Genomic DNA, 26,390 nt, shown 5'->3' with positions numbered 1-26,390 from the left:
CCGCTAGTGTTGCAGCAAACGCTCGATGCCCAGCCCCTCCAGGTCGATGCCGGCGTCCCGCCCGCCCATCAGGTCCGCGAGCACCCGCGCGCTGCCGCAGGACAGCGCCCAGCCGCTGGAGCCATGGCCGAGGTTCAGCCACACGCCAGGCACGCCGCTCGGGCCGATGATGGGCGGGCCGTCGGGCAGCATCGGCCGCGCACCCTTCCATTGCTGGACGCCGGCCTGCAGCGTGACGGCCCCCGGAAACCAGTCCTGCAGCACCTTGTAGAGCGTGCGCAGCGCATCCGGATGCATGTTGCCGAGCGAGCCACCGATCTCGGCGCTGCCTGCCACCCGCACGCGCAGGCCCAGGCGCGAGATCGCAACCTTGAAGCGCTCGTCCATCACCGCGCTGCGCGGCGCGTTGAGCGGCTCGCGGATCTGGGCGCTGATCGAATGACCGTAGACCGGCGCCAACGGGATGCGCAGGCCCAGCGGCTTCAGCAGTTCGGCCGACGCCACGCCGGCGCACACCACCACCGCGTCGAAGCGCAGGCCCTCGGAGCCGCTGGCCAGCCGCAGTTCGGTTGGCGCGGCGCGGCTGAAGGGTGCGAGGTCGCAGTTGAAGTGGAATTGCGCGCCCAGCGCCTCGGCCTCCCACTTGAGCAACAGGGCGAACTGGCGGCAGTTGGCGACTTCGTCGTCCGGCAGGTGGATGGCGCCGGCCAGTGCGGTCTCGGTGCTCAGCGCGGGCTCGATCCGGCGCGCCTCGTCGGCGTCCACCTCGCGGAAGGTGCTGCCCGTCTGGCGCAGCACCTCGAGTCCCGCCTGCACCAACTTCTTGTCCCGCTTGGTTCGCAACAGCACGAGGTAGCCGTCGCTGCGCTCGTAGATGAGCTCCCGCGCCTCGGTGATCTCGTGCAGCCGGGTGCGGCTGTAGAAGGCCAGGCGCTGCATCCGTGCCCGGTTGGCCAGGTAGCTCTCGAGCTTGCAGGCACGCTGCCAGCGCGACATCCAGCCGAGGTCGCGCCCGGAGAGCGGCCAGCGCAGCTTGACCGCGCCATGCGTGGAGAGCAGCGATCGCAACACCTTGCCGCGCATGCCGGGTCCGGCCCAGGGCGTGACGTAGCCGGGGGCAACCACGCCGGCGTTGGCGAAACTGGACTCCTCGGCGGCGGCGCCGCGGCGCTCGAAGACCATCACTTCATGCCCGTCCGAGGCCAGCTCCCAGGCTGTGGTGACGCCGATGATGCCGGCGCCCACGATCGCGATCTTCATTCGATTCTTTGCGGTGAAAAAATGAGCCTGCCCGCGGGTGGACAGGCGGTCACTGGCTAGTGGGGTGCTTGCAACTCGCGTTCCACCTGCAGCGCGACGGCCAGGATGGCGTCGTCGTGCAGGGCCGCATGCCAGAGCATGAGACCGACCGGCAGTTCGCCCTCGGCGTGGCATGGCAGCGAGATGGCGCAGCCGTCGAGCATGTTGACCACCGACGGGTTGCGCAGCAGCAATGCGTTGATGCGGAAGAAAGCCTCGTCGCGCTCGGTACCCGGCGCGACCTCGGCGATGGCCGGCGCGACCATCGGCACCGTGGGCGAGAGCAGGGCGTCGAAGGGGGCGAGAGCCAGTTCCATGCGCGCGATCCAGTCGCGCCGCGCGTGGACCAGGTCGATGTACTCGTGCGCCTTCATGGTCGCGCCCTTGAGGATGCGCTGGGCCACCCGCGGGTCGTAGCCGGCGCCGCTGCGCTCCAGCAGCAGGCGGTGCCAAGCGTAGGCCTCGGCGGCGGAGAAGCCGCCGGTCGCGTTGATGGTGCGCAGCTCGGCCAGCTCCGGCAGGGCGATCTCGTCGATCCGGGCACCGGCGGTCCGCAGGGTGCGCAGGGTGCGCTCGAAGGCGGTCGCCACGGCGGGTTCGAGCTCGTCGAGGAACAGGCCCTTGACCACCGCCAGCCTGTAGACGGCGAGGGGCGCGGTTCCCGGCGTCACGCGGCGGGCGGCCAGGACCTCGTGGGCGACGACCGCATCGCGCACCGAACGCGTCATGGCGCAGACCGTGTCCAGCGTCGTCGAAAGCGGCAGGGCGCCGTCCGCCGGCACCAGCCGCGCCGTGCTCTTGAAGCCCACGATGCCGTTGAGCGCCGCAGGAATGCGGATGGAGCCGCCGGTGTCGGAGCCCAGCCCGATGAAGGCGGCACCGCTGGCCACCGAAATGGCGGCGCCCGAGGAAGAACCGCCGGGAATGCGCGGCGTTGCAGGATCTGCGTGGTTGGCCGGCGTTCCGTGGTGCGGGTTGACGCCCACGCCCGAAAAGGCGAATTCGGTCATGTTGGTGCGACCGATCAGGGCGCCGCCTGCGGCACGGAGGCGGGCGACGGCGGCCGCATCGGACCGGGCCGCAGGTGCATGGGCCAGGACCACCGAGCCGGCCGGGGTGGGCTGGCCGGCCAGGTCGAACAGGTCCTTGACCGAAAAGGCCAGGCCCGCCAGGCGCTGCGCCGGCTGGCCGGCCGCGGCCGCCAGGCGCCCGTCCTCGAACAGGGGCCGGGTGAAGACGTGGTCGCAGGCCGGGGAGTCCGCCGTGGCGATGGAGTGCTCCATCTCGGTGCGCGCATCGGAAGCGCCCGCCAGCAGGGCGAGGCGGGTGGCGTGCAGGTCAGGGCGCATGGTGTGAGGTGGCTGCGAGGGAAGGCGAGGGGGTGGTGCGTGCTATACTCAACGGGTTTCACTCTGGGTGCTTTTCCCGGCGCAAAACATATCCGCAAACCAGCCCATTCAAGGTGTTGCGGCCCTTTACGAGGGACGCAAAACGGGCTGGATTTTAGACCCAACCTTTGGAGAATTTCTTATGTCGACGACCATGCGCGAAATGCTGGAAGCCGGTGTCCATTTCGGGCACCAGACCCGCTTCTGGAACCCCAAGATGGCTCCGTACATCTTCGGCCATCGCAACAAGATCCACATCATCAACCTGGAAAAGACGCTTCCGATGTTCCAGGAAGCGATGAAGTACGCCAAGCAACTCACCGCGAACCGCGGCACCATCCTGATGGTGGGCACCAAGCGCCAGGCCCGCGAGATTGTGGCAACCGAGGCGCGCCGCGCCGGCGTCCCCTTCGTCGACACCCGCTGGCTCGGCGGCATGCTGACCAACTTCAAGACCGTCAAGACCTCCATCAAGCGCCTGAAGGACATGAAGGCCCAGCAGGAAGCCGGCCTCGACAACCTCAGCAAGAAGGAACAGCTGACCTTCAACCGCGAGATCGAGAAGCTCGAGAAGGATATCGGCGGCATCCAGGACATGAGCGCGCTGCCGGACGCCATCTTCGTGATCGACGTGGGCTTCCACAAGATCGCTGTGGCCGAGGCCAAGAAGCTGGGCATCCCGCTGATTGGCGTGGTGGACTCCAATCATTCGCCTGAGGGCATCGACTACGTGATCCCCGGCAACGACGACTCGTCGAAGGCTGTCACGCTGTACGCCCGCGGCATCGCGGACGCGATCCTGGAGGGCCGTGCCAGCGCCGTGGCCGACGTGGCCAAGGCCGTGTCGGAAGGCAATTCCGATGAGTTCGTCGAGGTCGAAGAGGGCGCTTCCGCCTGATTCGCGCCTGCAAGCGCCTGAAGAAGGGGCTTCGATGCCCCTTTTTTTTAACTTGATTTTCGCGGCGCCCGGCGTGGGTGGCCGCAACTGCTAAACCGAACGGAGAAACGACATGGCAACAATCACCGCAAGCATGGTCGCCGAGCTTCGCGCCAAGACCGACGCCCCGATGATGGAGTGCAAAAAGGCACTGACCGAAGCCGACGGCAACATGGAAAAGGCCGAGGAGCTGCTGCGCATCAAGCTGGGCAACAAGGCCGGCAAGGCTTCCAGCCGCATCACGGCCGAAGGCGTGGTCGCCGCGTATGTCCAAGCCGGTGTCGGCGCCATGGTCGAGATCAACTGCGAGACCGACTTCGTTTCCAAGAACGACAGCTTCCTGGCCCTGGCCAACGCTGCCGCGAAGCTGGTCGCCGAGCGCAACCCGGCCGACCTGGCCGCGCTGGGCGCGCTGCCTTACGAGCAGGACAGCTTCGGCCCCACGCTGGAAGATGTGCGCAAGGGCTTGATCGGCAAGATCGGCGAGAACATGAGCTTCCGCCGTTTCAAGCGGTTCGCCGGCAACGGCAAGCTGGCCTCCTACCTGCACGGCACGCGCATCGGCGTGATGGTCGAGTTCGAAGGTGACGACACTGCCGCCAAGGACGTGGCGATGCACGTGGCCGCCATGAAGCCGGTCTCGATCGCTGCGTCGGACGTGCCGGCCGAACTGATCGAGAAGGAGCGCGCCGTGGCGGCAGGCAAGGCCGAGGAAGACCGCAAGACGGCCGAGGCCGCCGGCAAGCAGCCGCAGCCGGCCGACATCGTCGCCAAGCGCATCGAAGGCGGCGTGCAGAAGTACCTCAAGGAGGTTTCGCTGCACAACCAGCCTTTCGTCAAGAACGACAAGCAGACCGTCGAGCAGATGCTCAAGGCCGCCAACACCACGATCAAGGGCTTCACGCTCTATGTGGTCGGTGAAGGCATCGAGAAGAAGGTCGACGACTTCGCCGCCGAAGTGGCGGCGCAGGTCGCGGCAGCCAAGGCGGCGGCTGCCTGAGCGGCATCCCCGGGCGGCGCGAGGGCGCCGCCGCTTCTTCACCTCCACGTTTTACACTCGCCCCGCCCACCTCAAAGGAAACCCCCATGCTCGAATCCCGTCCGGCCCACAAGCGAATCTTGTTGAAGCTGTCGGGCGAGGCATTGATGGGTGACGACGCCTTCGGCATCAACCGCGCGACCATCGTCCGCATGGTGGAAGAGGTGGCGGAAGTGGTGAACATGGGCGTGGAAGTCGCCGTCGTGATCGGCGGTGGCAACATCTTCCGTGGCGTGGCCGGCGGCTCGGTGGGCATGGACCGCGCCACCGCCGACTACATGGGCATGCTGGCTACCGTCATGAACGCGCTGGCACTGGCGGACGCCATGAACAAGCAGGGACTGACCGCGCGGGTCATGTCGGCCATCGCCATCGAGCAGGTGGTGGAGCCCTACGTGAGGCCGAAGGCCCTGCAGTACCTGGAAGAGGGCAAGGTCGTGATCTTCGCGGCCGGCACCGGTAACCCCTTCTTCACGACCGACACCGCCGCCGCGCTGCGCGGCGCCGAGATCGGTGCGGAGTTGGTGCTCAAAGCCACCAAGGTCGATGGCGTCTACACCGCCGACCCCAAGAAGGATCTCGGCGCCACGCGCTATGCGCGCCTGAGCTTCGACGAGGCCATTGCGCAGAATCTCGGCATCATGGACGCCACGGCCTTCGCGCTGTGCCGCGACCAGAAGCTGCCGATCAAGGTGTTCTCGATCTTCAAGAACGGCGCGCTCAAGCGCGTCGTGATGGGCGAGGACGAAGGCACGCTGGTGCATGCCTGAGGAGTAAGAGAAGATGACCATTGCCGACATCCGCAGCACGACCGACGCCAAGATGAACCAGTCGATCGCGGCGTTCCAGAACAACCTGACGAAGATCCGTACCGGCCGTGCCAACCCGGCGCTGCTGGACTCGATCCATGTCGAGTACTACGGCTCCTCGGTGCCGCTGTCCCAGGTGGCAAACGTGGCGCTGATCGATTCGCGCACCATCAGCGTGCAGCCCTGGGAGAAGGGCATGGGCGCCAAGATCGAGAAGGCCATCCGCGAGAGTGACCTGGGCCTGAATCCGGCTTCGATGGGCGATTTGATCCGCGTGCCGATGCCGCCCATGAGCGAAGAGCGCCGCAAGGAAATGACCAAGCTGGTGCGCACCGAGGGCGAGAACGCCAAGATCGCGACCCGCAACCTGCGCCGCGACGCCAACGACGCGATCAAGAAGCTGGTCAAGGACAAGCTGGCGTCGGAAGACGACCAGAAGCGCGCCGAAGCCGAGATCCAGAAGGTGACCGACCGCCACATCGCGGAGATCGACCGGCTGGTGGCGGCCAAGGAAGCGGAGATCCTGGCTGTCTGAGATGAGCAGCCAGAGCTCCGGCGTCCCCCACCACATCGCCATCGTCATGGATGGCAATGGGCGCTGGGCCACGCGCCGCTTCCTGCCGCGCGTGGCGGGACACAAGCAGGGCGTCGAGTCGCTGCGTCGCTGCGTCAAGGCCTGTGTCGACCGGGGCGTCGGGGTCCTGACGGTGTTCGCCTTCTCTTCCGAGAACTGGAACCGCCCTGTCGAAGAGGTGTCGGGGCTGATGGACCTGATGGTCATCGCGCTCGGCCGCGAGGTTCCGAAGCTCACCCAGGACGGCGTGCGCCTGCACTTCATCGGTGAGCGCGGCGGCCTGTCCGACAAGATTGCCGCTGGCCTGATACAGGCGGAGACCGCCACCGCGCACAACACGCGGCTGGTGCTCAACGTGTGCTTCAACTACGGCGGGCGATGGGACATCGCGCGTGCCGCGGCCCAATTGGCCGCACGCGGCGAGCCCTTGACGGAGGCCAACCTGGACGCCGCAATGGCCCTGTCGCACGTACCCGATCCGGATCTTTTCGTTCGTACGGGCGGGGAGCAGCGCCTGTCGAACTTCCTGCTGTGGCAGAGCGCGTATGCCGAGCTCTTCTTCAGCGACCGCCTTTGGCCGGAATTCGATGAAGCCGCGCTGGACGAGGCCATCGAGGCCTTCAGGCGCCGCGAGCGCCGCTTCGGCCAGACGTCCGCGCAGGTGGCAGGCGGCGAGCGGCGCGATCCGCAGGCTGCCTGAGCGCGATGCTCAAGCAACGCATCATCACCGCGGTCGTCCTTCTGGCGATTCTTCTGCCTGCGCTCTTCTATCCGTCGCACGTTCCCTTTGCCTGCGTGATGCTGGTCCTGGTGGCGGCCGCTGCCTGGGAATGGGGGCGCCTCAACGGCTACAGCTCGCGCATGGCGCTGTTCCTCGGCGCAGAGACGCTGGCGCTGTGCGGCCTGTCCTGGTGGCTCGGGCTGCTGGACCGTTCACTGCTGACGGTCTGGATCGTGGCAAGCGCGGCCTGGGTGCTGGGCGGTGCCGCCCTGTTGCGCGTCGCCGTGCCGGGCTGGCCGCGGCTGCCTCGAGCGCTGCGCCTGGTCGGCGGCCTGCTGATGCTCTGGGTAGCCTGGCTGGCCGCAGTCCAGGCACGCATGGTCGGCATCAACTTCCTGCTGTCGATCCTCGTGCTGGTCTGGGTGGCGGACGTGTTCGCCTATTTTGCCGGCCGCGCCTTCGGCCTGCGCTTCACCCATGGCAAGCTGGCGCCGAGCATCAGCCCTGGAAAGAGCTGGGAGGGCGTTTGGGGCGGCATGCTCGGGGTCGTCGTTCTGGCCGTCGCCTGGGTCTGGGCAGACGCGGCCGTCCGGCCCGCCGTGGTCAGCCTCTACACCCGACTGGCTGAACGCGGCTGGTGGCTGCTGCTTATCGGCGTGATCTTCCTGGCGGCCATGAGTGTTGTCGGCGACTTGGTCGAGTCCCTGATCAAGCGCAGCGCCGGAGCCAAGGACAGCAGCGCATTGTTGCCGGGCCACGGCGGCGTGCTCGACCGGGTCGATGCGCTCCTGCCCACGCTGCCCATCGCGATGATGCTGGCTCTTCTATGAACGGCATGAAACGACAACGCATCACCGTGCTCGGTTCGACCGGTTCGGTCGGCATGAGCACGCTGGATGTGATCTCGCGGCACCCCGAGCGCTTCGAGGTGTTCGCGCTGTCGGCCTCCACCAAGGTCGATGAGTTGCTGGCGCAGTGCTTGCGCTTTGCACCCCGCTTCGCGGTCATGGCCAGCGCGCCGCATGCGAGGCTGCTGGCCGACAGGCTCAGGCAGAGCGGCCTGCGCACCGAGGTCATGCAGGGATCTGACGCCATCGCGGCCATCGCTTCGCACGAGGACTGCGATGCCGTGATGGCTGCCATCGTGGGCGCTGCCGGTCTCGGGCCCTGCCTGGCCGCTGCCCGCGCCGGCAAGCGACTGCTGCTGGCCAACAAGGAGGCGCTCGTGGTGGGCGGCGAGCTGTTCATGCACACGGTGCGGGTGGGCGGAGCGACGCTGCTGCCCATCGACAGCGAGCACTCGGCCATCTTCCAGTCGCTGCCGGAGGATCCGTCCACCTGGCCCAGGCGCATCGACAAGATCATCCTGACCGCCTCGGGCGGGCCGTTCCGTACCCGCTCGCCGGAGACCTTGGCGGGGGTGACGCCGGAGCAGGCCTGCGCCCACCCGAACTGGGTCATGGGGCGCAAGATTTCGGTGGACTCCGCGACCATGATGAACAAGGCACTCGAGGTGATCGAGGCCCGGCACCTGTTCGGCGTCGCGCCCGAGCAGATCGAGGTCGTGATCCATCCGCAGAGCGTGGTGCACTCGATGGTGCAGTTCACCGACGCCTCCGTGATCGCGCAGCTCGGCACGCCGGACATGCGAGTGCCCATCGCAGTCGGGCTGGCCTGGCCCGAGCGCATCGAGAGTGGCGCGGCTTCGCTGGATTTTCGGCAGATGGCCGCGCTGACCTTCGACGCGCCTGATGCGCGGCTCTTCCCCGGCCTGGACCTGGCCTGGCAGGCGCTGCGCGCGGCGCCTGGAACGACCGCTGTGCTCAATGCGGCCAACGAGGTGGCGGTCGACGCATTCCTCCACCATCGCCTGCGCTTCGACCGCATCCACGCGGTCAATCTGGAAACTTTGGAGGCGGTGCTGCCCTCCAACCCGGCCTCGCTGGCCGACCTGCTGGCGCTGGACGCCAGTGCGCGGGCGGCGGCCAACGCGGCCGCGCTGCGCTTTGCGGCCTGACATCCGAAACAGGGGATATCCATGCTCACCGTCGTTGCCTTCATCGTCGCGCTGGGCCTCCTGATCGCCGTGCACGAGTACGGGCACTACCGCGTTGCGGTGGCCTGCGGGGTGCGGGTGCTGCGCTTCTCTATCGGCTTCGGCCACACGCTCTACAGCTGGAAGCCGAAACGCCAGCACCCGGGCCAGGACACCGAGTTCGTGATCGCGGCCTTTCCCCTGGGCGGCTACGTGAAGATGCTCGACGAACGTGAAGGCCCGGTGGAGCCGGAGGAGCGGCACCGTGCCTTCAACACCCAGCCGCTGCGCTCGCGTGCGGCCATCGTGGCCGCGGGACCGATCGCCAACCTGCTGCTGGCCGTCGTGCTCTACACCGCGGTCAACTGGATCGGCGTCGAGGAACCGGTCGCACGGATCGCGCGTCCGGCTGCGGCGTCGCTGGCTGAGCAGGCTGGCCTGCGCGGCGGCGAGTTCGTCGCGCGCGCCGGCTTCGACGGCGAGTTCGAGCCGGTGCAGTCCTTCGAAGACCTGCGCTGGCGCATCACCCGCGGTGCGCTCGATGGCCGCGACCTCTCGCTCGAGATTGCGGGTGAGGCCGGGCGCCCCGGGCGCGAAGTCGTACTGCCGCTCAGCCGCATCGGCGCCAAGGATGCCGACGCGCAGATGTTCCGCAAGATCGGGATCGTCGCGCCACTCACGCGACCAGAGATCGGCGAGGTGATGGCGGGTGGCGCGGCCGAGCGGGCGGGCCTGCGCAGCGGCGACGTGGTCCGTGCGGTGGGCAGCGCCGCAATCGTCGATGGCCAGCAGTTACGCGACGCAATCCGGGCTTCGGTCGACGGCGACCAGCCGCGCACCCAGGCCTGGCAGATCGAGCGCGCCGGCCAGCCGGTGCTTGTCGAGGTCACGCCCGAAGTGCGTGAGGAGGGCGCGAACAAGTTCGGGCGCATCGGTGCCTATGTGGGCACGCCGCCCGAGATGACCACGGTGCGGCAGGGCTTGGTGGATGGGGTGTGGCGCGGCGTCGTGCGTACCTGGGAGGTGTCGGCGCTGACCGTGCGCATGCTGGGCAAGATGCTGATCGGCGAAGCCTCGATCAAGAACCTGAGCGGACCGCTGACCATCGCCGACTACGCCGGCAAGTCCGCCAGCATGGGGCTGACCCAGTACCTGGTGTTTCTGGCCCTCATCAGCGTGAGCCTCGGCGTGCTGAACCTCATGCCGCTGCCGGTCCTCGATGGAGGACACCTGATGTATTATCTTTGGGAGGGCCTGACCGGCAAGAGCGTCTCCGAGGCATGGATGGAACGGCTCCAGCGCGGCGGCGTCGCGCTACTGCTGGTCATGATGTCGATTGCACTCTTCAACGATGTGACTCGACTCTTTGGTTAACTATCTGTCGGCCCTTTCCGCGCCGGCTCAAATCACAGATGAACAATAAACTCAGTCGCTTTCGCCTGCGCAGCGTAGCCGTGGTGGTCGCCAGTGCGCTTTCAGCCACGATCGCCTGGGCCGTCGAGCCCTTCACGGTACGCGACATCCGCGTCGAGGGCCTGCAGCGCGTGGAGCCGGGCACCATCTTCGCGTCGCTGCCCCTGCGCGTGGGCGACACCTACAACGACGAGCGCGGCAGCGCTGCCATCCGTGCGTTGTTCGACCTGGGCCTGTTCAAGGACGTGCGCATCGACGTCAGTGGCGACGTGCTGGTGGTCATCGTGGAGGAGCGCCCCACCATCGCCGACGTCGACTTCGTGGGCACCAAGGAATTCGACAAAGCCGCACTGCAGAAGGCGCTGCGCGAAGTGGGCCTGGCCGATGGCCGCCCCTACGACAAGGCCCTGGCCGACCGCGCCGAGCAGGAGCTCAAGCGCCAGTACATCAGCCGCAGCCTCTACAACGCCCAGGTGGTCACCACCGTCACCCCCATCGAGCGCAACCGCGTCAACCTGACCTTCACCGTCACCGAGGGCGAGGCCGCGCGCATCCGCGAGGTGCACATCGCGGGCAACAAGGCCTTCAGCGAGGGTACCCTGCTGGACCTGTTCGACCAGGACGCCGGTGGCTGGATGAGCTGGTACACCAAGAGCAACCAGTACTCGCGCGCCAAGCTCAACGCCGACCTGGAGACGCTGCGCTCGTACTACATCACGCGCGGCTACCTGGAGTTCCGCATCGACTCCACGCAGGTGGCGATCTCGCCGGACCGGCAGGACCTGAGCATCACGGTGAACATCACCGAGGGCGAGAAGTTCGTGGTCTCCGGGGTCAAGCTGGAGGGCAACTACCTGGGGCGCGACGAGGAGTTCAAGTCGCTGGTGACGATCCGCCCCGGTGAGCCGTACAACGGCGAGCAGGTGACGGAGACGACCAAGGCCTTCAGCGACTACTTCGGCACCTTCGGCTATGCGTTCGCGCGGGTGCAGGCGGAGCCGGAAGTCGATCGCACCAACAACCGGGTGGCCCTCACCTTGAAGGCGGAGCCGTCGCGGCGGGTGTACGTGCGGCGGGTGGCCATCGGTGGGAACAACAAGACGCGCGACGAGGTGATCCGGCGGGAGTTCCGCCAGTACGAGGCGTCGTGGTACGACGGTGACAAGATCAAGCTGTCGCGCGACCGGGTGGACCGGCTGGGCTTCTTCACGGACGTGAACGTGGAGACGCAGGAGGTGCCGGGCTCGCCGGACCAGGTGGACCTGGCGATCAACGTGACGGAGAAGCCCACGGGTACGCTGCAGCTGGGCGCCGGCTTCTCGAGCGCCGAGAAGGTGTCCTTCACCTTCGGCATCGCCCAGGAGAACGTGTTCGGCTCGGGCAACTACCTGGGGCTGCAGGTCAACACCAGCAAGTACGCCCGCACCTTGTCGCTCACGACCACCGACCCGTACTTCACGAAGGACGGCATCTCCCGCAGCTTCAGCCTCTACCACACCACCACGCGGCCCTACTACAGCGTTGATGGCGACTACCGCCTGGTCAACGAAGGGGGCACCATCCGCTTCGGCGTGCCTTTCAGCGAAACCGACACCGTCTACTTCGGCATTGGCCTGGAACGCTATCGCTTCGATCCGGGCGGCAACGTCGCCTACCTGACGCCGCAGTCCTACCGGAGCTACTTCGGCTGTACCACCAACGCGCAGGGCATCGTCACGGAGTGCAACAACGACAGCGTCTGGGGCGTTCCCTTGTCCGTGGGTTGGTCGCGCGACGACCGTGACAGCGCATTGGTCCCGACCCGCGGCCGCCTGCAGCGGGCCAATCTCGAGATCGGCACTGGCGGCGACATGAAGTACTGGAAGAGCAGCTACCAGTACCAGCAGTTCTTCCCGATCAGCAAGCAATACACCTTTGCGATCAACGGCGAGGTGGGCTACGCCAAGGCGTACGGCAGCAAGCCCTTCCCGATCTTCAAGAACTTCTACGCCGGCGGCCTGGGTTCGGTGCGGGGCTTCGAGCAGAACTCGCTGGGTCCGCGCGATGTGCCGCTGTTCGGCCAGACCGAGGGCGCCGCGCTTGGCGGCACCAAGAAGGCGATCTTCAACATGGAGTTGAGCACGCCCTTCCCGGGTGCGGGCAATGACCGCACATTGCGCCTCTACGGCTTCTTCGACGTGGGCAACGTGTTCGCCGAAAAGCGCGATCCGACCATGACGGATGCGCAGTGGAAGGCACAGAAGAAGCTGCGCGCCTCGGTCGGCTTGGGCATCAGCTGGATCTCACCGCTGGGACCGCTGCGCCTGGCATACGCGTTCCCGGTGAAGCAGCAGAAGGAAGACGTGACCGATCCGCTGCATCCCATCCCGAAGGATAGAATTCAACGCCTGCAATTCCAGATCGGAACCTCCTTCTAATGACTCCTTTGCTTCGTGCCGCCGGTGCGCTGCTGATCCCCGCTTTCGCGCTCGTGGGCCTGCCCGCGCAGGCGCAGGAAACCTTCCGCATCGGTTTCGTCAATCCCGATCGTGTGCTGCGCGAGGCGCAGCCCGCCAAGGCCGCGCAGGCGAAGCTCGAGGCAGAGTTCCTGAAGCGCGAGAAGGATCTGCAGGCACAGGGCGAGGCGCTCAAGGCGGCTTCCGAGAAGTTCGAGCGCGAGGCGCCGACCTTGTCGGAAAGCCAGCGCACCAGCCGCCAGCGCGCGCTGGTCGACCAGGACCGCGACTTCCAGCGCCGCCGGCGGGAATTCCAGGAAGACCTCAATGCCCGCAAGAACGAGGAGCTGCAGCAGGTCTACGAGCGTGCCAACCGGGTGGTCAAGCAGGTCGCCGAGGCCGAGAAGTACGATGCCATCCTCCAGGAGGCGATCTACATCAATCCCAAGCACGACATCACCGAGAAGGTGATCAAGGCGCTGAATGCGTCCATTACGGGCGGCAAGTGACGCCGAAGCGGCGTGGCACTGCGGCTAGGCGCGATCGTTGAAGCCCTCGGGGGCGAACTGCAGGGAGACCCTGCGCTGTCGATCGAGCGCCTCGCGCCGCTGGCGACCGCGCAGGCCGATGGGCTCAGCTTCCTGAGCCATCCCAAGTACCAGAAAGAGCTTGCGGCCTCGAAGGCCGCCTGCGTCATCGTGTCGCCTGCGATGCGGGACGTGGCTGCGCAGCGCGGCGCCTTCATTCAGACCCCCGACCCCTACCTCTACTTTGCCCGGCTGACCCAGCTGTGGAAGCAGGCTCACGCCAGGCCGGAGGGTGCCCGCATTCATCCGAGCGCGGTGGTTGATCCCGATGCGCTGATCGACCCCACCGCCCGCATCGGCGCGCTGTGCGTGATCGAACGAGGTGCCCGCATCGGCGCGCAGACCGTGCTGAAGTCCCGGGTGACGGTGAGCGAGGACTGCGTCATCGGCGCGCGCTGCCTGCTCCACCCCGGCGTGGTGATCGGCGCTGATGGCTTCGGCCTCGCGCCCCACCAGGGCGCCTGGGTCAAGATCGAGCAGCTGGGCGCGGTGCGCATCGGCGACGACGTGGAGATCGGCGCCAACACCTGCATCGACCGCGGCGCGCTGGAAGATACGGTCATCGAGGACGGCGTCAAGCTCGACAACCTGATCCAGATCGGCCACAACGTGCGCGTCGGCAGGAACACTGCCATGGCGGGCTGCGTTGGCGTGGCCGGCAGCGCCGACATCGGCGCGAATTGCACCATCGGCGGCGGCGCGATCGTGCTGGGCCACCTGAAGATGGCGGACGGCGTGCACATCTCGGCCGCGACCGTGGTCACGCGCTCCATCCTCAAGCCGGGCCAGTACACCGGCATGTTTCCCATCGACGACAATGCCGCCTGGGAGAGAAACGCCGCCACCCTCAAACAGCTGCACGCCCTGCGGGAACGCCTCAAGGCGCTGGAGAAATCGGCGCTGCAGGACCGACAACCATGACGCTCGACATTCATCAAATCCTCAAACTGCTCCCTCACCGCTATCCCTTCCTGCTGGTGGATCGCGTGCTCGAGATGGAGAAGGGCAAGCGCATCACTGCGCTCAAGAACGTGACGATGAACGAGCCCTTCTTCAATGGCCACTTCCCGCACCGCCCCGTCATGCCAGGCGTGCTGATGCTCGAGGCGATGGCGCAGGCCGCGGCGCTCCTGTCTTTCCACTCGCTCGACATCGTTCCCGACGACAACACCGTGTACTACTTCGCGGCCATCGACGGGGCGCGCTTCAAGCGTCCGGTGGAGCCGGGCGACCAACTGACGCTAGAAGTCGAGATTGAGCGCATGAAGGCCGGCATCTCCAAGTTCAAGGGGCGCGCCCTGGTGGGCAAGGAACTCGCCTGCGAGGCCAGCCTGATGTGCGCGATGCGCCAGATCAACTGATCCCGGAATGACGCAGGTTCACCCGACCGCCATCGTCGATTCCGCGGCGGAGCTGGACCCGACGGTCATCGTCGGTCCGTACGCCGTCATCGGCCCGCACGTGCGTGTCGGCGCAGGCACCACGATCGGCTCGCATTGCGTGGTCGAGGGCCGCACCACCATCGGCCGCGACAACCGCATCTTTCAGTTCGCCTCGCTGGGGGCGATCCCGCAGGACAAGAAGTACGCCGGCGAGCCGACCGAACTGGTGATCGGCGACCGCAACACGATCCGCGAGTTCTGCACCTTCAACATCGGCGTGCCGGGGGCAGGTGGCATCACGCGCGTGGGCAGCGACAACTGGATCATGGCCTACACCCACATCGCGCACGATTGCCGGGTGGACAACCACACCACGCTGGCCAACAACACCACTCTGGCCGGGCACGTGCACCTGGCAGACTGGGTGACGGTGGGCGGTCTGACGGGTATCCACCAGTTCGTTTCGGTCGGCGCCCATGCCATGGTCGGTTTTGCCAGCGCGGTGGCGCAGGATGTACCGCCCTTCATGCTGGTCGACGGCAATCCGCTCGCGGTGCGCGGCTTCAACGTGGTAGGCCTGCGCCGGCGCGATTTCTCTGCCGCACGGATCGCCGCCGTGAAGCAGATGCACCGGCTGCTGTACCGCCAGGGCAAGACCCTGGAAGAGGCGCGCGTCGCCATCCAGACCTTGGCCGCCGAGGTGCCCGAGGCGGCCGCCGACGTGGCCATGATGACCGACTTCCTGGCCAGCGCCACGCGCGGCATCGTTCGCTGAGGAGCCCCATGGCACAGGAGGCGGTGCGGCGCTTTGCCATGGTCGCGGGCGAGGCCTCGGGCGATCTGCTTGCGGGCCTGCTGCTCGACGGACTGCAGGCCCGTTGGCCGGGCGTGCCGGCGGTGGGCATCGGCGGCCCGCAGATGCTGGCGCGCGGATTCCAGAGCTGGTGGCCGCAGGAGAAGCTGGCCGTGCGCGGCTACGTCGAGGTGCTGCGGCACTATCCCGAGATCGCGGGTATACGGCGTCAGCTCAAGGCACGGCTGCTGGAGGAGGGGGCCAGCCTCTTCATCGGCGTCGACGCGCCGGACTTCAATCTCGACCTGGAAGCGGGACTGCGCGAACGCGGCATGAAGACCGCCCATTTCGTCTGCCCCTCGATCTGGGCCTGGCGGCCGGAGCGCGTGCACAAGTTGCGCGCGGCGGCCGACCATGTGCTGTGCATCTTCCCCTTCGAGCCGGCCCTGCTGGCGAAGAACGGCATCGCGGCCAGCTACGTGGGGCACCCGCTCGCCAACGTGATTCCCATGGCACCCGATCGTGCCGCGGCGCGCGCGGCGCTGGGCCTGCCGGCAGACGCGCCGGTCGTAGCGCTGCTGCCCGGCAGCAGGCGCTCCGAGCTGCGCTACCTGGCGCAGCGCTTCTTCGACGCCGCGGCACTGATGCACAAGGCGCAGCCGGCGCTGCGCTTCGTGCTGCCTGCGCTGCCCAGCCTGCGCCCCGAGCTCGAGCAGATGCTGGCCGCCAGCGGAATGCAAGGCCGCGTCCAGGTGCTCGACGGCCGCTCGCACGCAGCGCTCGCCGCCTGCGACGTCACCCTGATCGCCAGCGGCACCGCTACTCTCGAGGCCGCGCTCTTCAAGCGCCCGATGGTGATCGCCTACAGCATGAACGCGATGTCCTGGGCCCTGATGCGCCGCAAGCAGCTGCAGCCCTGGGTCGGCCTGCCCAACATCCTGTGCGCCGACTTCGTGGTGCCCGAGCTGATCCAGGAAGCGGCCACGCCGGCTGCGCTGGCCGAGGCGACGCTGGCCTGGCTCGCTTCCCCGGGTAAGGTTCACGCCTTGCAACAACGTTTTGACGCGCTGCATGCCGAACTGCAGCGAGATACGCCGACACTGTGCGCTGATGCGATCCAGAAAGTTCTTGAAGGCTGAACAGGCGACGCTCGCCTGGGATGCGCCGGGTCTGGTGGCCGGCGTGGACGAGGCCGGCCGCGGCCCGCTGGCTGGGCCGGTGGTGGCCGCGGCCGTGATCCTGGACGACCAGCGCCGCATCCGCGGCCTGGCCGACTCGAAGGTCCTGACGCCGCTGCAGCGCGAACGGCTGAACGACCAGATTCTCGCCAAGGCGCTGTGCTGCTCGATCGCCCAGGCGAGCGTCGAGGAGATCGACGAGCACAACATCCTCGGCGCGACCATGCTGGCGATGAAGCGGGCGGTCGAGGGCTTGCGGCTGAAGCCGGCCAAGGTGCTGGTGGACGGCAACCGGCTCCCCCGGCTGGATGTGCTGGCCGAGGCCGTCGTCGGCGGCGATGCCACCGTGAAGGCCATCTCCGCCGCCTCGATCCTGGCCAAGGTGCATCGCGACCGGCTCTGCGAGCAGTTGCACGCCGAGTTTCCGCACTACGGCTTTGCCGGGCACAAGGGCTACAGCACGCCGGAGCACCTGGAGGCGCTGCTGCGCCATGGCGCCTGTGTGCACCACCGCCGATCGTTCAGTCCGGTGGCTGCTGCGCTGGCGCGCGCGGCCGGCCCGGAGGTCCCGCTCGTCACCGCATCGAGCGAGCTGCTCATCGAGACGGTTCAAATCGAGACGGTGCAGGTCGAGCTGCGGCCAGCGCCATGACCACGGCCGACCCCAGCCACATCAGCTCCCGGGACAATCCGCTCCTCAAGGAACTGCGCAAGCTGGCGCACGACCCGGGTGCCTATCGCAAGGCGGGTCGCATCTGGCTGGAAGGTGATCACCTGTGCCGGGCGGCACGCGACCGGGGCATGCGCGCGGCCATTGCCGTCTTCACCGAGTCCGCGTGGCCGATGGCGCGTCACGAATGGGCCGGCGCGGCGGACAAGACCGTGGTGGTCGCCGACGCCCTGCTGGCCGACGTGAGTGCGCTGGAATCGCCTGCGGCGATGGGGTTCGTGCTCGACCTGCCAACGCACCCGCCAATCGCCCCGGACGCGCCCACCGTGGTGCTCGACCGGCTGCAGGACGCCGGCAACGTCGGCTCCATCCTGCGCAGCGCGGCTGCCTTCGGCTTCGCGCAGGTGATCGCGCTCAAGGGCACGGCGGCGCTATGGTCGCCCAAGGTGCTGCGCGCCGGCATGGGCGCGCATTTCGGGCTGCGGTTGGTGGAGGGTGCGGGCATCGAGGCGCTGGACGCGTTGACGGTGACCTGCATCGCCACCAGCTCGCACCGCGGCGAGTGGCTGCACCGAACCCGGCTGCCGCATCCCTGCGCCTGGCTGATGGGTCACGAAGGCCAGGGACTTTCGGCCGCGCTGGAGGCCCGCGCAGGCCTGCAGGTGCGCATCTCCCAGCCAGGCGGCGAGGAGTCGCTCAACGTCGCCGCGGCGGCCGCGATCTGCCTGCACGCGAGCGCTTCCGCAGCCGAGGGTTGAGCCGTCGCAGGCTATAATCAAGGGCTTTCCCGCTCACACCCCGCCCATAGCGCACGCAAGCCAACTCCTCGACGAAAGTCGCGACCCAGAGTCCTCTCTTGGGTACGCCTTGGGCGTCATCCATTCGGAGATCCCAGTGCTTTTGTCTCTCAAGGGAAATTTCCCGCCCGCCATCCTGGCGCTTGCAGACGGCACGGTCTTTCTCGGCAACTCGATCGGCGCCCAGGGCGCCACCACCGGCGAAGTGGTGTTCAACACCGCCATGACCGGGTACCAGGAAATCCTGACCGACCCCAGCTACTGCCAGCAGATCGTGACGCTCACGTATCCGCACATCGGCAACTACGGCGTCAACGAGGAAGACATCGAGGCCGACAAGGTCCACGCCGCCGGCCTGATCATCAAGGACCTGCCGCTGCTGGCATCCAACTTCCGCAAGACCGCCACGCTCACCGAGTACCTGGCGCGCAGCAGGACGGTCGCCATCTCCGGCATCGACACCCGCAAGCTCACCCGCCACCTGCGCACGCATGGCGCGCAGAACGGCTGCATCCTCGGCCTGGCGGCCGGCGAGGTGGTCTCGCAGGCCCTGGTCGACAAGGCCGTGGCCGCCGCCAAGGCCACGCCCAGCATGTCGGGCCTGGACCTGGCCAAGGTGGTGTCGGTCAAGGAAACCTACGAGTGGACCCAGACCGAGTGGAAGCTGGGGCAGGGCTATGGCGTGCAGATCACGCCGCGCTTCCACGTCGTGGCCTACGACTACGGCGTCAAGAAGAACATCCTGCGCATGATCGCCCAGCGCGGCGCGCGCATCACGGTGGTGCCGGCGCAGACGCCGGCGGCCGACGTGCTCAAGCTGCGTCCGGACGGCATCTTCCTGGCCAACGGCCCCGGTGACCCGGAGCCCTGCGACTATGCGATCGCCGCCACGCGCGCGCTGATCGAGACCGGCATCCCGGTCTTCGGCATCTGCCTGGGCCACCAGATCATGGCCCTGGCCTCCGGCGCGAAGACCTTCAAGATGAAGTTCGGCCACCACGGCGCCAACCACCCGGTGAAGGACCTGGACAACCGCCGCGTGAGCATCACCAGCCAGAACCACGGCTTCGCGGTCGACGAGAAGACGTTGCCCGCCAACCTGCGCCCCACGCACGTCAGCCTGTTCGACGGCACGCTGCAGGGCCTGGCGCGCACCGACAAGCCCGCCTTCTGCTTCCAGGGCCACCCGGAAGCCTCTCCGGGCCCCCACGACATCGGCTACCTGTTCGACCGCTTCACCGCGCTCATGCAAAGTCACAAAGAAGGGCAGAAGAATGCCTAAGCGCACCGACCTCAAGAGCATTCTCATCATCGGGGCCGGCCCGATCATCATCGGCCAGGCCTGCGAGTTCGACTACTCCGGCGTGCAGGCCTGCAAGGCGCTGCGCGAGGAGGGCTACAAGGTCATCCTGATCAACAGCAACCCCGCGACGATCATGACCGACCCGGCCACGGCCGACGTCATCTACATCGAGCCGATCACCTGGCCCACGGTCGAGAAGATCATCGCGAAAGAGCGGCCCGATGCCATCCTGCCCACCATGGGCGGCCAGACGGCGCTCAACTGCGCGCTGGACCTCTGGCGCAACGGCGTGCTCGACAAGTACAAGGTCGAGCTGATCGGCGCCACGCCCGAGGCCATCGACAAGGCCGAGGACCGCCTGAAGTTCAAGGACGCGATGACCAAGATCGGCCTCGGTTCGGCGCGTTCGGGCATCGCCCATTCGCTGGACGAGGCCTGGGCGGTGCAGAAGACGGTCGGCTTCCCCGTGGTGATCCGCCCCAGCTTCACGCTGGGCGGCACCGGCGGCGGCATCGCCTACAACCCGGAAGAGTTCGAGACCATCTGCAAGCGCGGCCTGGAAGCCTCGCCCACCAACGAGTTGCTGATCGAGGAATCGCTGCTCGGCTGGAAGGAGTACGAGATGGAAGTGGTCCGCGACAAGGCGGACAACTGCATCATCGTCTGCTCGATCGAGAACCTCGACCCGATGGGCGTGCACACCGGCGACTCGATCACGGTCGCGCCGGCGCAGACGCTGTCGGACAAGGAATACCAGATCCTGCGCAATGCCTCGCTGGCCGTGCTGCGCGAGATCGGCGTCGACACTGGCGGCTCCAACGTGCAGTTCTCGATCAACCCGAAGGACGGCCGCATGGTCGTGATCGAGATGAATCCGCGCGTCTCGCGTTCCTCGGCGCTGGCCTCCAAGGCCACCGGCTTCCCGATCGCCAAGGTCGCGGCCAAGCTGGCCGTGGGCTACACGCTCGATGAGCTGCGCAACGAGATCACCGGCGGCGCCACGCCGGCGAGCTTCGAGCCCAGCATCGACTACGTGGTCACCAAGATCCCGCGCTTCGCCTTCGAGAAATTTCCCCAGGCCGATTCGCGCCTGACCACGCAGATGAAGTCGGTGGGCGAGGTGATGGCCATGGGCCGCACTTTCCAGGAGTCTTTCCAGAAGGCGCTGCGCGGCCTGGAGGTCGGTGTGGACGGCCTCAACGAGAAGACCCAGGACCGCGAAGTGCTCGAGAAGGAACTGGGCGAGCCCGGCCCCGACCGCATCTGGTATGTGGGCGATGCTTTCGCCATGGGCCTGTCGGTCGACGAGGTGCACGCGCTGACCAAGATCGACCCGTGGTTCCTGGTGCAGATCGAGGAGATCGTGAAGATCGAACTCGAGCTGGAGACCAAGTCGCTGAACGACATCGACCGCGACACGCTGCTCGCGCTCAAGAAGAAGGGCTTCTCCGACCGCCGCCTGGCGCGCCAGCTCAAGACCACCGACACCGCGATCCGTGAAAAGCGCCGCACGCTCGGCGTGCGCCCGGCCTACAAGCGCGTGGACACCTGCGCGGCCGAGTTCGCGACCAACACGGCCTACATGTACTCGACCTACGAGGACGAGTGCGAGGCCGAGCCGAGCAGCAAGAAGAAGATCATGGTGCTCGGCGGTGGGCCCAACCGCATCGGCCAGGGCATCGAGTTCGACTACTGCTGCGTGCATGCGGCGCTTGCGATGCGCGAGGACGGCTACGAGACCATCATGGTCAACTGCAATCCCGAGACCGTCTCGACCGACTACGACACCAGCGATCGGCTCTACTTCGAGCCGCTCACGCTGGAGGACGTGCTCGAGATCGTCGACAAGGAAAAGCCCACCGGCGTGATCGTCCAGTACGGCGGCCAGACGCCGCTGAAGCTGGCGCTGGACCTCGAGGCCAACGGCGTGCCGATCATCGGCACCAGCCCCGACATGATCGACGCGGCCGAAGACCGTGAGCGCTTCCAGAAGCTGCTGCACGACCTGCAGCTGCGCCAGCCGCCGAACGCGACAGCGCGCACCGAGGCCGAGGCGCTCGAGAAGGCCCAGCAGCTGGGCTACCCGCTGGTGGTGCGCCCGAGTTACGTGCTGGGCGGCCGCGCGATGGAGATCGTGCACGAGCAGCGCGACCTGGAGCGCTACATGCGCGAGGCGGTCAAGGTGAGCAACGATTCACCGGTGCTGCTGGACCGCTTCCTCAACGACGCGACCGAATGCGACGTGGACTGCCTGCGCGATGCCGACGGCGCCACGCTGATTGGCGGCGTGATGGAGCACATCGAGCAGGCCGGCGTGCACTCGGGCGATTCCGCCTGCTCGCTGCCGCCTTACAGCCTCAAGCCCGAGACCGTGGCGGAGCTCAAGCGCCAGAGCGCGGCCATGGCCAAGGCGCTCAACGTGGTGGGGCTGATGAACGTGCAGTTCGCGATCCAGGAGAAGGATGGCAAGGACGTCATCTACGTGCTCGAAGTGAACCCGCGCGCCTCGCGCACCGTGCCCTATGTGAGCAAGGCCACCGGCATCCAGCTGGCCAAGGTGGCGGCGCGCTGCATGGCCGGCCAGTCGCTGGCGGCGCAGGGCGTCACGAAGGAGGTCACCCCGCCTTACTTCAGCGTGAAGGAAGCGGTGTTCCCCTTCGTCAAGTTCCCCGGCGTGGACACCATTCTCGGCCCCGAGATGAAGTCCACCGGCGAGGTGATGGGCGTGGGCAAGACCTTCGGCGAGGCCTTCGTGAAGTCGCAGCTGGGCGCCGGCACGCACCTGCCGAAGTCGGGCCGCGTCTTCATCTCGGTCAAGAACAATGACAAGCCGCGCGCGGTCGAGGTCGCTCGCGGGCTGGCTGCGCTGGGCTTCGAGCTGATTGCGACCAAGGGCACGTCGGCCGCCATCAACGCAGCGGGCATCGCCTGTGCCACGGTCAACAAGGTGACCGAAGGCCGCCCGCACATCGTGGACATGATCAAGAACAACGAGATCGTGCTGGTCATCAACACGGTGGAAGAGCGCCGCAACGCGATCACCGATTCGCGCCAGATCCGGACCTCGGCCCTGCTGGCCCGCGTGACCACCTTCACCACCATCTTCGGCGCCGAGGCCGCGGTGGAGGGCATGCGCCACATGAAGGCCCTGGACGTGATCTCGATCCAGGAGATGCACGCGCAGCTCGCGCTGGCTTGACGCCATGGAAACGCAGCTCGTCGAACTGGACCTGGCCGACTGGAATGCGGCCACGCCCAACGAGGCGTGGATCGCCGAGCTCGAGGCTGGCAAGGTGCTGTACTTCCCGAAGCTGGGCTTCGAGCTGCTGCCGCAGGAGCATGAGCTGCTGGCGCCCTCGGTGCTGGCCGAGGGCGTCCGCAACATCAGCCTGGATGCCGAGGGCCGGCTCAAGGGCGCGGCGGGTGACGAAGCGCGACAGAAGGCGGTCGCCGAGATGGTCGGGCGCTTCCGCACGCAGGCCCGGCAGCTGATCCACGGCCTGCTGCCGCACTACACGTCGGCGCTGCGCTTGGCGCCGACCAGCTACCGGCCGGTGCAGGTGGAGACGCGCGTGCAGTCCTGGCGGGCGGACGACCGGCGCCTGCATGTCGACGCCTTTCCGTCACGTCCGAACTACGGCGAGCGCATTCTTCGGGTTTTCACCAACGTCAACCCGGAAAACGCGCCGCGCGTCTGGCGCGTGGGCGAGCCGTTCGAGACGGTGGCGCGGCGCTTCCTGCCGCGCGCCAAGCCGTACTCGCGCTGGCAGGCCCGGTGGTTGCGGACCCTGCGGGTGACCAAGTCTTTCCGCAGCGAATACGACCACCTCATGCTGCAACTGCACGACGGCATGAAGTCGGACCTTGAATACCAGAAGAATGCCCCGCAGGAGACCGTACCGTTCCCAGCTGGATCGGTCTGGGTGTGCTTCTCGGACCAGACCTCGCACGCCGTGATGTCCGGCCAGTACATGCTGGAGCAGACGCTGCACCTGCCCGCCGCAAGGCAATACAATCCCGATTCGAGCCCGCTCGCCATCCTGAGCCGGCTGACCGGACGCACCCTCGTCTGATCATTTGTCCATCCATGAACCGCCGAACGGCAGCGTTCGGCGGTTTCGCTTTCTGGAGCAACAAAACATGGCCAACACCATTCCGATTACAAAGAAAGGCGCGGAGAAGCTGCGCGACGAGCTGCAGCGGCTGAAGTCCGTGGACCGGCCCGCGGTCATCACGGCTATCGCCGAAGCGCGCGCCCAGGGCGACCTCAGCGAGAACGCGGACTACGATGCCGCCAAGGAGCGCCAGGGCTGGATCGAGGGTCGCATCAAGCAGATCGAGGGCATGCTGTCCAACGCCCAGATCATCGACCCGGCCGAACTCGATGCCGGCGGCCGGATCGTCTTCGGCTCCACCGTCGAACTGGAAGACGAGAACACCGGCGAGGCGCTCAAGTACCAGATCGTGGGCGAGGACGAGGCCGACCTGAAGCTGGGCCTGATCAACGTCTCCAGCCCGATCGCGCGCGCGCTGATCGGCAAGGAGGAGGGCGACACCGCCGAGGTGCAGGCGCCGGGCGGCGTCAAGCGCTACGAGATCGTGGGCGTCAGCTACCTCTGAGCCCGGCGCGGTGAAGGATCGCATCGCGTTGCTGGTGGCGGCCCTCTGGTGGGGCAGCCTGACGACGATCGGCTTCCTGGTCGTGCCGATGCTTTTCGCCCAGCTGGGCAATCCCGCCATAGCGGGCAACTTTGCGGGGCGGCTGTTTTCGGCCCAGAGCTGGGTGGCGCTGGCCTGCGGCCTGGCGCTGCTGACCTATTTCAGGTCGAAGATCCACGAGCACGTGGACACTGCCACGCGCGTGGCGATCGGATGGATCCTCGTGGCGCTGCTGCTGGCGCTGCTGCAGGAGTACGCGGTCGCGCCCCGCATCCTGGCGCGCGACAACCTCCGGCTCTGGCATTCGCTGGGCAGCGCCATGTACCTGGGCCAGTGGCTGTGCGCCGGCGTGCTGCTTTGGCGCATGGGGCGCCAGCCCGGCTGATCAGGCGTTCCAGAACTGCGTGATCCAGCGCGCCGGCCGGATGAAGCGGAAGCGCCGGTTGCGCCGCCCCGCCAGCGCATCCGGCGGATTGCATTCCCCATGAAAGACCATGATGCGCGCCCCCTCCGGCACGAAGGGCTCGCGCCAGTAGTTGGTGGGCCAGGTCGGGATGCCGTGGTACTTGAAGCTGGGGCACCACTCGGCCGGCCAGTAGGCCAATGTTCCCTTGCGGTGCATGAAGGCCGACAGGTAGGTCTGCTCGTTGCGGTAGCGGGCCTGCACCTCGTCCATGTTCTGGCGGAAATGTGCCAGCACGTCCGGATGCGCGCCCAGCTCGAAACGGTAGACCGAGGAATTGCCGGTGATGCGCCGGCGCCGCCAGGGGCGGGCGTAGTCGTGGATGATCAGGAACTCACCCGGGTACTCGAAGAAGGCGTCCAGGCTGCCGACGATCACCACGTCGAGATCGATGAAGAGCGCACGGCCGCGCAGGCCGTGCAGATCCGCCTCGAAGGTGGTCAGCTTCTTCCAGGCCCGGTCGACCTGGCCCGGCGCCAGCTCCAGGGCCAGCGGCGGGATCGGAAAGCATTGCACCTCGCTGCGGATGCCTTTCGGGTCGTCCGTCAGGCAGACGAAGCTGAAGTCGCCGGTGAGATGCCGGCGCACCATCGCGTAGAGGCGGTTGACATACTCGGGGCCGTACTTGGTGCCCCATTTCATGCACAGGATGTGGCGCTGCGGGCTGGCCGCCGGATCTTGGCTCGCCATTCCTCAGTCCGCCTGGTGGCGCTTCTTGACGGACAAGGCCTTCTTCGCCTTGGCACGCTTGATGTTGCCTCCAGGGGTGAGCCGCTGGTTGCCGAGCACGCGCAGCGTCTTGATTTCGGGCCGTTGGCCACCGCGTTTGCTGTACTTGATCACCTTCACGTCGCGTGGGCCGGGCATGCGGTCGTCGTCTGCGGCGCGCTCCTTCTCCGGGATCGGGCGCCAGAGCACGAGCAGCTTGCCAATGTGCTGGATCGGGGCAGCGTCGAGCGCGTCCGCCAGGGTGTTCAGCATGGCTTCGCGCGCTGCGCGGTCGTCGGAGAAGACGCGGATCTTGATCAGGCCGTGAGCCTTGAGCGCGGCGTCGGCTTCCTTCGTCACGGCAGGTGTCAGCCCGTCGCCGCCGATCATCACGATCGGGTTCAGGTGGTGCGCGTCGGCGCGGTGCGCCTTGCGCTGTGCAGGGGTCAGTTGAATGGCGGGCATCCCCGTATTATCGAGCGTCGATGAAGTCCAAACCCAAGAGCAGCAAGGTCAACCGCGCGTGGCTGCACGACCATGTGACCGACCCCTACGTCAAGCTGGCGACGAAGGAGGGCTACCGCGCGCGCGCCGCCTACAAGCTCAAGGAGATCGACGAGGCGCTGGGGCTGATCCGGCCGGGCCAACTGGTGGTCGACCTGGGCTCGACGCCGGGCGCCTGGAGCCAGTACCTGCGCCGCCGCCTCTCGCCCGGTGGGGCCGCCGTGGGGCAACTGGAGGGCTGCATCATCGCGCTCGACATCCTGCCGATGGAGCCCATCGAGGGCGTGACCTTCCTGCAGGGCGATTTCCGCGAAGCGGAGGTGCTCTCGCAGTTGGAGCAGGCCATGGCGGGCCGCCTAGCCGATGTGGTCGTCTCCGACATGGCGCCCAATCTTTCCGGCATCGCCTCGGCCGATGCGGCCCGCATCTCACACCTGATCGAACTTGCGATCGACTTCGCCCGCCACCATATGAAGCCGAACGGCGCGCTGGTCGCCAAGCTGTTCCATGGCAGCGGATACGCCGAACTCGCGCAGCTATTCAAGCAGAATTTTCGAGTCGTGAAACCGGTCAAGCCAAAAGCCTCTCGCGACAGGTCGGCCGAGACCTTCATGGTCGGCATTGGCCTGAAGCCGGCCGAAACGAATTGATACCCGCCGGCCTCGGCATTTCGCCCTCAAAACCGTGCCCGTCCTA

At 67.1% G+C, this 26,390-nt stretch carries 26 protein-coding genes; 22 read left to right on the top strand and 4 right to left on the bottom strand.

Annotation, left to right across the window (positions count from 1 at the left end):
- Nucleotides 1–3: 3 nt before the first annotated feature.
- Nucleotides 4–1,260 (bottom strand): D-amino acid dehydrogenase, encoded by a 1,257-nt coding sequence (locus A8M77_RS17860; RefSeq protein ID WP_086922855.1) that lies wholly within the window; start codon nucleotides 1,258–1,260, stop codon nucleotides 4–6.
- A 56-nt stretch (nucleotides 1,261–1,316) separates the two neighbouring features.
- Nucleotides 1,317–2,648: an amidase gene (locus tag A8M77_RS17855; protein ID WP_086922854.1), complete on the bottom strand. Its 1,332-nt coding sequence runs from the start codon at nucleotides 2,646–2,648 to the stop codon at nucleotides 1,317–1,319.
- A gap of 181 nt (nucleotides 2,649–2,829) precedes the next feature.
- Between A8M77_RS17855 and rpsB the strand changes: the two genes are divergently transcribed.
- The 21 genes from rpsB to A8M77_RS17750 all read left to right on the top strand — a co-directional run bounded on the left by rpsB (nucleotide 2,830) and on the right by A8M77_RS17750 (nucleotide 24,404).
- The gene (rpsB, locus tag A8M77_RS17850; RefSeq protein ID WP_086922853.1) at nucleotides 2,830–3,585 is read left to right on the top strand and encodes a 30S ribosomal protein S2; all 756 of its coding nucleotides are present in this window, start codon (nucleotides 2,830–2,832) and stop codon (nucleotides 3,583–3,585) included.
- A gap of 112 nt (nucleotides 3,586–3,697) precedes the next feature.
- On the top strand, nucleotides 3,698–4,624 hold the full coding sequence (tsf, locus tag A8M77_RS17845; protein ID WP_086922852.1) for a translation elongation factor Ts: 927 nt from the start codon (nucleotides 3,698–3,700) through the stop codon (nucleotides 4,622–4,624).
- An 86-nt stretch (nucleotides 4,625–4,710) separates the two neighbouring features.
- Nucleotides 4,711–5,433 carry a UMP kinase gene (pyrH, locus tag A8M77_RS17840; RefSeq protein ID WP_086922851.1) on the top strand — a complete coding sequence of 241 codons (723 nt, stop codon included), beginning with the start codon at nucleotides 4,711–4,713 and terminating at the stop codon, nucleotides 5,431–5,433.
- Nucleotides 5,434–5,446: 13 nt separating this feature from the next.
- The gene (gene frr / locus A8M77_RS17835; protein WP_086922850.1) at nucleotides 5,447–6,007 is read left to right on the top strand and encodes a ribosome recycling factor; all 561 of its coding nucleotides are present in this window, start codon (nucleotides 5,447–5,449) and stop codon (nucleotides 6,005–6,007) included.
- A 1-nt stretch (nucleotide 6,008) separates the two neighbouring features.
- Nucleotides 6,009–6,746, top strand: a complete 738-nt coding sequence (uppS, locus tag A8M77_RS17830; RefSeq protein WP_086922849.1) for a polyprenyl diphosphate synthase — start codon at nucleotides 6,009–6,011, stop codon at nucleotides 6,744–6,746.
- Nucleotides 6,747–6,751: 5 nt separating this feature from the next.
- On the top strand, nucleotides 6,752–7,597 hold the full coding sequence (locus A8M77_RS17825) for a phosphatidate cytidylyltransferase (RefSeq protein ID WP_086922848.1): 846 nt from the start codon (nucleotides 6,752–6,754) through the stop codon (nucleotides 7,595–7,597).
- A gap of 5 nt (nucleotides 7,598–7,602) precedes the next feature.
- Nucleotides 7,603–8,784, top strand: coding sequence for a 1-deoxy-D-xylulose-5-phosphate reductoisomerase (gene ispC / locus A8M77_RS17820; protein WP_443271619.1), 1,182 nt, complete (start codon nucleotides 7,603–7,605; stop codon nucleotides 8,782–8,784).
- A 21-nt stretch (nucleotides 8,785–8,805) separates the two neighbouring features.
- A complete protein-coding gene (gene rseP, locus A8M77_RS17815; protein ID WP_086922846.1) occupies nucleotides 8,806–10,176 on the top strand; it encodes an RIP metalloprotease RseP in 1,371 nt (456 codons plus the stop codon).
- A 38-nt stretch (nucleotides 10,177–10,214) separates the two neighbouring features.
- Nucleotides 10,215–12,632: an outer membrane protein assembly factor BamA gene (bamA, locus tag A8M77_RS17810; protein WP_086922845.1), complete on the top strand. Its 2,418-nt coding sequence runs from the start codon at nucleotides 10,215–10,217 to the stop codon at nucleotides 12,630–12,632.
- Entirely contained in the window at nucleotides 12,632–13,159 is a 528-nt protein-coding gene (locus A8M77_RS17805; protein WP_086922844.1) for an OmpH family outer membrane protein, read from the top strand. The genes bamA and A8M77_RS17805 overlap by 1 nt, the downstream gene beginning before the upstream one ends.
- A gap of 12 nt (nucleotides 13,160–13,171) precedes the next feature.
- Complete coding sequence (gene lpxD, locus A8M77_RS17800) at nucleotides 13,172–14,158, top strand: UDP-3-O-(3-hydroxymyristoyl)glucosamine N-acyltransferase (protein ID WP_086922843.1); 987 nt, start codon at nucleotides 13,172–13,174, stop codon at nucleotides 14,156–14,158.
- Entirely contained in the window at nucleotides 14,155–14,598 is a 444-nt protein-coding gene (gene fabZ / locus A8M77_RS17795; RefSeq protein ID WP_086922842.1) for a 3-hydroxyacyl-ACP dehydratase FabZ, read from the top strand. Before lpxD ends, fabZ begins: the two co-directional genes overlap by 4 nt.
- 7 nt (nucleotides 14,599–14,605) lie before the next feature.
- On the top strand, nucleotides 14,606–15,394 hold the full coding sequence (lpxA, locus tag A8M77_RS17790; protein ID WP_086922841.1) for an acyl-ACP--UDP-N-acetylglucosamine O-acyltransferase: 789 nt from the start codon (nucleotides 14,606–14,608) through the stop codon (nucleotides 15,392–15,394).
- A gap of 8 nt (nucleotides 15,395–15,402) precedes the next feature.
- The gene (gene lpxB / locus A8M77_RS17785; RefSeq protein WP_192871631.1) at nucleotides 15,403–16,551 is read left to right on the top strand and encodes a lipid-A-disaccharide synthase; all 1,149 of its coding nucleotides are present in this window, start codon (nucleotides 15,403–15,405) and stop codon (nucleotides 16,549–16,551) included.
- Complete coding sequence (rnhB, locus tag A8M77_RS17780; protein WP_086922840.1) at nucleotides 16,523–17,242, top strand: ribonuclease HII; 720 nt, start codon at nucleotides 16,523–16,525, stop codon at nucleotides 17,240–17,242. The genes lpxB and rnhB overlap by 29 nt, the downstream gene beginning before the upstream one ends.
- Nucleotides 17,239–18,018 (top strand): TrmH family RNA methyltransferase, encoded by a 780-nt coding sequence (locus A8M77_RS17775; protein WP_086922839.1) that lies wholly within the window; start codon nucleotides 17,239–17,241, stop codon nucleotides 18,016–18,018. Before rnhB ends, A8M77_RS17775 begins: the two co-directional genes overlap by 4 nt.
- Before the next feature lie 136 nt (nucleotides 18,019–18,154).
- Complete coding sequence (gene carA / locus A8M77_RS17770; protein ID WP_086922905.1) at nucleotides 18,155–19,339, top strand: glutamine-hydrolyzing carbamoyl-phosphate synthase small subunit; 1,185 nt, start codon at nucleotides 18,155–18,157, stop codon at nucleotides 19,337–19,339.
- Entirely contained in the window at nucleotides 19,332–22,559 is a 3,228-nt protein-coding gene (gene carB, locus A8M77_RS17765) for a carbamoyl-phosphate synthase large subunit (RefSeq protein ID WP_086922838.1), read from the top strand. The genes carA and carB overlap by 8 nt, the downstream gene beginning before the upstream one ends.
- A 4-nt stretch (nucleotides 22,560–22,563) precedes the next feature.
- Nucleotides 22,564–23,433 carry a Kdo hydroxylase family protein gene (locus tag A8M77_RS17760; RefSeq protein ID WP_086922837.1) on the top strand — a complete coding sequence of 290 codons (870 nt, stop codon included), beginning with the start codon at nucleotides 22,564–22,566 and terminating at the stop codon, nucleotides 23,431–23,433.
- Between the two features lie 67 nt (nucleotides 23,434–23,500).
- Nucleotides 23,501–23,980: a transcription elongation factor GreA gene (gene greA / locus A8M77_RS17755; RefSeq protein WP_086922836.1), complete on the top strand. Its 480-nt coding sequence runs from the start codon at nucleotides 23,501–23,503 to the stop codon at nucleotides 23,978–23,980.
- A gap of 10 nt (nucleotides 23,981–23,990) precedes the next feature.
- Nucleotides 23,991–24,404, top strand: coding sequence for a DUF4149 domain-containing protein (locus tag A8M77_RS17750; protein WP_086922835.1), 414 nt, complete (start codon nucleotides 23,991–23,993; stop codon nucleotides 24,402–24,404).
- On the opposite strand, the gene A8M77_RS17745 is transcribed toward A8M77_RS17750, so the two are convergent.
- Nucleotides 24,405–25,172, bottom strand: coding sequence for a glycosyltransferase (locus tag A8M77_RS17745; protein WP_086922834.1), 768 nt, complete (start codon nucleotides 25,170–25,172; stop codon nucleotides 24,405–24,407).
- A gap of 3 nt (nucleotides 25,173–25,175) precedes the next feature.
- Nucleotides 25,176–25,655: a YhbY family RNA-binding protein gene (locus tag A8M77_RS17740; protein ID WP_086922833.1), complete on the bottom strand. Its 480-nt coding sequence runs from the start codon at nucleotides 25,653–25,655 to the stop codon at nucleotides 25,176–25,178.
- A gap of 20 nt (nucleotides 25,656–25,675) precedes the next feature.
- On the opposite strand from A8M77_RS17740, the gene A8M77_RS17735 reads away from it, so the two are divergent.
- The gene (locus A8M77_RS17735; RefSeq protein ID WP_086922832.1) at nucleotides 25,676–26,344 is read left to right on the top strand and encodes an RlmE family RNA methyltransferase; all 669 of its coding nucleotides are present in this window, start codon (nucleotides 25,676–25,678) and stop codon (nucleotides 26,342–26,344) included.
- Nucleotides 26,345–26,390 lie beyond the last annotated feature (46 nt).

Origin of the sequence: Variovorax sp. JS1663, from assembly GCF_002157355.1 — a bacterium.
GTDB lineage: Bacteria > Pseudomonadota > Gammaproteobacteria > Burkholderiales > Burkholderiaceae_C > Variovorax.
The sequence above is the reverse complement of the archived record's forward strand: the minus strand, read 5'-3'. Positions and strand labels throughout refer to the sequence as shown.

What these genes read in the sequence shown, in the direction of transcription:
- A8M77_RS17860 (WP_086922855.1), bottom strand. Translation starts at nt 1,260, where the DNA reads ATGAAGATCGCGATCGTGGGCGCCGGCATCATCGGCGTCACCACAGCC.
- A8M77_RS17855 (WP_086922854.1), bottom strand. Translation starts at nt 2,648, where the DNA reads ATGCGCCCTGACCTGCACGCCACCCGCCTCGCCCTGCTGGCGGGCGCT.
- rpsB (WP_086922853.1), top strand. Translation starts at nt 2,830, where the DNA reads ATGTCGACGACCATGCGCGAAATGCTGGAAGCCGGTGTCCATTTCGGG.
- tsf (WP_086922852.1), top strand. Translation starts at nt 3,698, where the DNA reads ATGGCAACAATCACCGCAAGCATGGTCGCCGAGCTTCGCGCCAAGACC.
- pyrH (WP_086922851.1), top strand. Translation starts at nt 4,711, where the DNA reads ATGCTCGAATCCCGTCCGGCCCACAAGCGAATCTTGTTGAAGCTGTCG.
- frr (WP_086922850.1), top strand. Translation starts at nt 5,447, where the DNA reads ATGACCATTGCCGACATCCGCAGCACGACCGACGCCAAGATGAACCAG.
- uppS (WP_086922849.1), top strand. Translation starts at nt 6,009, where the DNA reads ATGAGCAGCCAGAGCTCCGGCGTCCCCCACCACATCGCCATCGTCATG.
- A8M77_RS17825 (WP_086922848.1), top strand. Translation starts at nt 6,752, where the DNA reads ATGCTCAAGCAACGCATCATCACCGCGGTCGTCCTTCTGGCGATTCTT.
- ispC (WP_443271619.1), top strand. Translation starts at nt 7,603, where the DNA reads ATGAAACGACAACGCATCACCGTGCTCGGTTCGACCGGTTCGGTCGGC.
- rseP (WP_086922846.1), top strand. Translation starts at nt 8,806, where the DNA reads ATGCTCACCGTCGTTGCCTTCATCGTCGCGCTGGGCCTCCTGATCGCC.
- bamA (WP_086922845.1), top strand. Translation starts at nt 10,215, where the DNA reads ATGAACAATAAACTCAGTCGCTTTCGCCTGCGCAGCGTAGCCGTGGTG.
- A8M77_RS17805 (WP_086922844.1), top strand. Translation starts at nt 12,632, where the DNA reads ATGACTCCTTTGCTTCGTGCCGCCGGTGCGCTGCTGATCCCCGCTTTC.
- fabZ (WP_086922842.1), top strand. Translation starts at nt 14,155, where the DNA reads ATGACGCTCGACATTCATCAAATCCTCAAACTGCTCCCTCACCGCTAT.
- lpxA (WP_086922841.1), top strand. Translation starts at nt 14,606, where the DNA reads ATGACGCAGGTTCACCCGACCGCCATCGTCGATTCCGCGGCGGAGCTG.
- lpxB (WP_192871631.1), top strand. Translation starts at nt 15,403, where the DNA reads ATGGCACAGGAGGCGGTGCGGCGCTTTGCCATGGTCGCGGGCGAGGCC.
- rnhB (WP_086922840.1), top strand. Translation starts at nt 16,523, where the DNA reads ATGCGATCCAGAAAGTTCTTGAAGGCTGAACAGGCGACGCTCGCCTGG.
- A8M77_RS17775 (WP_086922839.1), top strand. Translation starts at nt 17,239, where the DNA reads ATGACCACGGCCGACCCCAGCCACATCAGCTCCCGGGACAATCCGCTC.
- carB (WP_086922838.1), top strand. Translation starts at nt 19,332, where the DNA reads ATGCCTAAGCGCACCGACCTCAAGAGCATTCTCATCATCGGGGCCGGC.
- A8M77_RS17760 (WP_086922837.1), top strand. Translation starts at nt 22,564, where the DNA reads ATGGAAACGCAGCTCGTCGAACTGGACCTGGCCGACTGGAATGCGGCC.
- greA (WP_086922836.1), top strand. Translation starts at nt 23,501, where the DNA reads ATGGCCAACACCATTCCGATTACAAAGAAAGGCGCGGAGAAGCTGCGC.
- A8M77_RS17745 (WP_086922834.1), bottom strand. Translation starts at nt 25,172, where the DNA reads ATGGCGAGCCAAGATCCGGCGGCCAGCCCGCAGCGCCACATCCTGTGC.
- A8M77_RS17740 (WP_086922833.1), bottom strand. Translation starts at nt 25,655, where the DNA reads ATGCCCGCCATTCAACTGACCCCTGCACAGCGCAAGGCGCACCGCGCC.
- A8M77_RS17735 (WP_086922832.1), top strand. Translation starts at nt 25,676, where the DNA reads ATGAAGTCCAAACCCAAGAGCAGCAAGGTCAACCGCGCGTGGCTGCAC.